At 57.2% G+C, this 5268-nt stretch carries 3 rRNA genes; all 3 read left to right on the top strand.

Annotated features, from left to right (window positions below):
• Positions 1-89: 89 nt before the first annotated feature.
• Positions 90-1605: ribosomal RNA gene (locus ACFFIA_RS42480) — 16S ribosomal RNA — on the top strand.
• Between the two features lie 387 nt (positions 1606-1992).
• A 23S ribosomal RNA gene (locus tag ACFFIA_RS42475) occupies positions 1993-5109 on the top strand.
• Between the two features lie 94 nt (positions 5110-5203).
• A 5S ribosomal RNA gene (gene rrf, locus ACFFIA_RS42470) occupies positions 5204-5268 on the top strand; the annotation flags it as partial.

The raw sequence follows: 5268 nt of genomic DNA, 5'->3' as shown, positions 1-5268 counted from the left end.
ATTGGTTTGATACCCCGTCGACATCTTTGGATGTTGGTGGAGATTCCTTTGGCAACTTTTTGTTGCTGGGATTGTTTTTCAACAGGTTTTTGTTGGAGAGTTTGATCCTGGCTCAGGACGAACGCTGGCGGCGTGCTTAACACATGCAAGTCGAGCGGAAAGGCCCTTCGGGGTACTCGAGCGGCGAACGGGTGAGTAACACGTGAGTAACCTGCCCTAGGCTTTGGGATAACCCTCGGAAACGGGGGCTAATACCGGATATTCCCGCGGGATCGCATGGTTTTGTGGGGAAAGATTTTTTGGCTTGGGATGGGCTCGCGGCCTATCAGCTTGTTGGTGGGGTGATGGCCTACCAAGGCGACGACGGGTAGCCGGCCTGAGAGGGCGACCGGCCACACTGGGACTGAGACACGGCCCAGACTCCTACGGGAGGCAGCAGTGGGGAATATTGCACAATGGGCGGAAGCCTGATGCAGCGACGCCGCGTGAGGGATGACGGCCTTCGGGTTGTAAACCTCTTTCAGCAGGGACGAAGCGTAAGTGACGGTACCTGCAGAAGAAGCGCCGGCCAACTACGTGCCAGCAGCCGCGGTAAGACGTAGGGCGCGAGCGTTGTCCGGATTTATTGGGCGTAAAGAGCTCGTAGGCGGCTTGTCGCGTCGACTGTGAAATCCCGTGGCTCAACTGCGGGTCTGCAGTCGATACGGGCAGGCTAGAGTTCGGTAGGGGAGACTGGAATTCCTGGTGTAGCGGTGAAATGCGCAGATATCAGGAGGAACACCGGTGGCGAAGGCGGGTCTCTGGGCCGATACTGACGCTGAGGAGCGAAAGCGTGGGGAGCGAACAGGATTAGATACCCTGGTAGTCCACGCTGTAAACGTTGGGCGCTAGGTGTGGGGGGCCTCTCCGGTTCTCTGTGCCGCAGCTAACGCATTAAGCGCCCCGCCTGGGGAGTACGGCCGCAAGGCTAAAACTCAAAGGAATTGACGGGGGCCCGCACAAGCGGCGGAGCATGCGGATTAATTCGATGCAACGCGAAGAACCTTACCTGGGTTTGACATCGCCGGAAATCTTCCAGAGATGGGGGGTCCTTCGGGGCCGGTGACAGGTGGTGCATGGCTGTCGTCAGCTCGTGTCGTGAGATGTTGGGTTAAGTCCCGCAACGAGCGCAACCCTCGTTCGATGTTGCCAGCGGTTCGGCCGGGGACTCATCGAAGACTGCCGGGGTCAACTCGGAGGAAGGTGGGGATGACGTCAAGTCATCATGCCCCTTATGTCCAGGGCTTCACGCATGCTACAATGGCCGGTACAAAGGGCTGCGATACCGTGAGGTGGAGCGAATCCCAAAAAGCCGGTCTCAGTTCGGATCGGGGTCTGCAACTCGACCCCGTGAAGTCGGAGTCGCTAGTAATCGCAGATCAGCAACGCTGCGGTGAATACGTTCCCGGGCCTTGTACACACCGCCCGTCACGTCACGAAAGTCGGCAACACCCGAAGCCGGTGGCCCAACCCTTGTGGAGGGAGCCGTCGAAGGTGGGGCTGGCGATTGGGACGAAGTCGTAACAAGGTAGCCGTACCGGAAGGTGCGGCTGGATCACCTCCTTTCTAAGGAGCACCATCCGCTGTAATGGCGGTATGGAGCCCGCGGCCCGCGAGTGTCGGGTCGGGGTGCTCGATTGGCGGAGACACTGGTGAACATTCTCGGCTGGCAACGGCCAACTCTTCTAGTACTGCCGCTGCGGTGGTGTGGAACGGTGTGGGTTGGTGCGGCTGGTGTGGGGGATGGTTCAGACACCCTGTTGAGTCCTGAGGGAACAAACTGTTTGGGTTTGGTTTTCTTCAGGTGGAAGCGCCAGGCATGGCCTGCCGCAACATACCGGTCATGACCGTTGAACGAACGTTTGGGTTCGGGTTGTGGTGTCTGGTGTTGTGGTGTGGGGTTGTGGGTTGGTTGTTTGTTGAGATTTGCATAGTGGACGCGAGCATCTTTGTGGTCAAGTTGTCAAGGGCGGACGGTGGATGCCTTGGCACCAGGAGCCGATGAAGGACGTGGGAGGCCGCGATAGGCCTGGGGGAGCTGTCAACCGAGCTGTGATCCCAGGGTGTCCGAATGGGGTAACCCGGCACCAGTTATGTGGTGTCACCTGCATCTGAATGCATAGGGTGTAGGAGGGAACGCGGGGAAGTGAAACATCTCAGTACCCGCAGGAAGAGAAAACAATTGTGATTCCGTGAGTAGTGGCGAGCGAAAGCGGATTTAGGCTAAACCGGTTGCGTGTGATACCTGTCAGGGGTTGCGTGGTCGGGGTTGTGGGAGCCCGCTGGATGTGCTGACACATGTCCGAGGAGTTACAAAGTTTGCTGCTAGTTGAATGGTCTGGAAAGGCCAACCGTAGTCGGTGATAGTCCGGTAGGCGAAAGCAGTTGACCTTCTGTGGGTTTTCCCGAGTAGCGGCGCACTCGTGGAATGTGCCGTGAATCTGCCAGGACCACCTGGTAAGCCTGAATACTCCCTGGTGACCGATAGCGGACGAGTACCGTGAGGGAATGGTGAAAAGTACCCCGGGAGGGGAGTGAAATAGTACCTGAAACCGTTCGCCTACAATCCGTCGGAGCTGAGCTTGTAAGAGTGAGGTGACGGCGTGCCTTTTGAAGAATGAGCCTGCGAGTTAGTGGCATGTGGCGAGGTTAACCCGTGTGGGGTAGCCGTAGCGAAAGCGAGTCTGAAGAGGGCGTTGAGTCGCGTGTTCTAGACCCGAAGCGGAGTGATCTAGCCATGGGCAGGCTGAAGCGCGGGTAAGACCGTGTGGAGGGCCGAACCCACCAACGTTGAAAAGTTGGGGGATGACCTGTGGTTAGGGGTGAAAGGCCAATCAAACTCCGTGATAGCTGGTTCTCCCCGAAATGCATTTAGGTGCAGCGTTGCGTGTTTCTTGCCGGAGGTAGAGCACTGGATGGTCTAGGGGCCCTACAAGGTTACCGAAATCAGCTAAACTCCGAATGCCGGTAAGTGAGAGCGTGGCAGTGAGACTGCGGGGGATAAGCTTCGTAGTCGAGAGGGAAACAGCCCAGATCACCAGCTAAGGCCCCTAAGCGTGTGCTAAGTGGAAAAGGATGTGGGGTCGCTTAGACAACCAGGAGGTTGGCTTAGAAGCAGCCACCCTTTAAAGAGTGCGTAATAGCTCACTGGTCAAGTGGTTCCGCGCCGACAATGTAGCGGGGCTCAAGTACACCGCCGAAGCTGTGGCATTCACATGTTGACTCGGCTTCAACTTTCGGGTTGGGGTCCAGGTGTGTGGATGGGTAGGGGAGCGTCGTGCCCGCGGTGAAGCAGCAGGGTGACCTAGCTGTGGAGGGGGCACGAGTGAGAATGCAGGCATGAGTAGCGAAAGAAGGGTGAGAAACCCTTCCGCCGGATGACCAAGGGTTCCAGGGCCAGGCTATTCCGCCCTGGGTGAGTCGGGGCCTAAGGCGAGGCCGAGAGGCGTAGTCGATGGATAACGGGTTGATATTCCCGTACCCGCGAAGAAGCGACCATGATGAACCTGTCTGTGCTAACTGTCCGCTCATGGGGATCCTTCGGGTGAACCGGAAAGTGCATGGGAACCTGGGTGGTAGTAGTCAAGCGATGGGGTGACGCAGGAAGGTAGCTGATCCCGGCCGGTGGTTGTGCCGGGGTAAGCGTGTAGGCCGTACCATAGGCAAATCCGTGGTGCATGTGGCTGAGACGTGATGCCGAGCCGATTCAGGTGAAGTCAGTGATCCTATGCTGCCGAGAAAAGCCTCTAGCGAGTTTCGAGCGGCCCGTACCCTAAACCGACACAGGTGGTCAGGTAGAGAATACCGAGGCGATCGGGTGAACTGTGGTTAAGGAACTCGGCAAATTGCCCCCGTAACTTAGGGAGAAGGGGGGCCGGACGCGTGAAGCCCCTTTGCGGGTGGAGCGTGGTATGGCCGCAGAGAGCAGGGGGAAGCGACTGTTTACTAAAAACACAGGTCCATGCGAAGTCGTAAGACGCTGTATATGGACTGACGCCTGCCCGGTGCTGGAACGTTAAGGGGACCGGTTAGCTCCTTTTGGGGGCGAAGCTGAGAACTTAAGCGCCAGTAAACGGCGGTGGTAACTATAACCATCCTAAGGTAGCGAAATTCCTTGTCGGGTAAGTTCCGACCTGCACGAATGGCGTAACGACTTCCCCACTGTCTCAACCACAGGCCCGGCGAAATTGCATTACGAGTAAAGATGCTCGTTACGCGCGGCAGGACGGAAAGACCCCGGGACCTTTACTATAGCTTGACATTGGTATTCGGACTTGATTGTGTAGGATAGGTGGGAGACTGTGAAGCTGGCACGCCAGTGTTGGTGGAGTCATTGTTGAAATACCACTCTGTTGGGTTTGGATATCTAACCTTGGGCCCTGATCGGGTTCAGGGACAGTGTCTGGTGGGTAGTTTAACTGGGGCGGTTGCCTCCTAAAGGGTAACGGAGGCGCCCAAAGGTTCCCTCAGCCTGGTTGGCAATCAGGTGTTGAGTGTAAGTGCACAAGGGAGCTTGACTGTGAGACTGACGGGTCGAGCAGGGACGAAAGTCGGGACTAGTGATCCGGCACTTGCGTGTGGAAGCGGTGTCGCTCAACGGATAAAAGGTACCCCGGGGATAACAGGCTGATCTTCCCCAAGAGTCCATATCGACGGGATGGTTTGGCACCTCGATGTCGGCTCGTCGCATCCTGGGGCTGTAGCAGGTCCCAAGGGTTGGGCTGTTCGCCCATTAAAGCGGTACGCGAGCTGGGTTTAGAACGTCGTGAGACAGTTCGGTCCCTATCCGCCGTGCGCGTAGGATACTTGAGAAGGGCTGTCCCTAGTACGAGAGGACCGGGACGGACGAACCTCTGGTGTGCCAGTTGTCCCGCCAGGGGCACGGCTGGTTGGCTACGTTCGGAAGGGATAACCGCTGAAAGCATCTAAGCGGGAAGCCTGCTTCAAGATGAGGTATCCCACCCCTTTGTGGGTTAAGGCCCCCAATAGACGATTGGGTTGATAGGCCAGAGCTGTAAGCCAGGTAACTGGTTTAGGTGACTGGTACTAATAGGCCGAGGACTTGACTTACAAAGCTGCTACGCGTCCACTATGCGAATCTGAACCAGCAACCACCCCCCGAGAACGTTCGGGTTTGGTGTGTGGTTGATGTGGTTTATAGTGTTACGGCGGTCATGGCGGAGGGGAAACGCCCGGTCACATTCCGAACCCGGAAGCTAAGCCTTCCAG

The organism is Phytohabitans kaempferiae, from assembly GCF_042433955.1.
Lineage (GTDB): Bacteria > Actinomycetota > Actinomycetes > Mycobacteriales > Micromonosporaceae > Phytohabitans > Phytohabitans kaempferiae.
The sequence above is the reverse complement of the archived record's forward strand: the minus strand, read 5'-3'. Positions and strand labels throughout refer to the sequence as shown.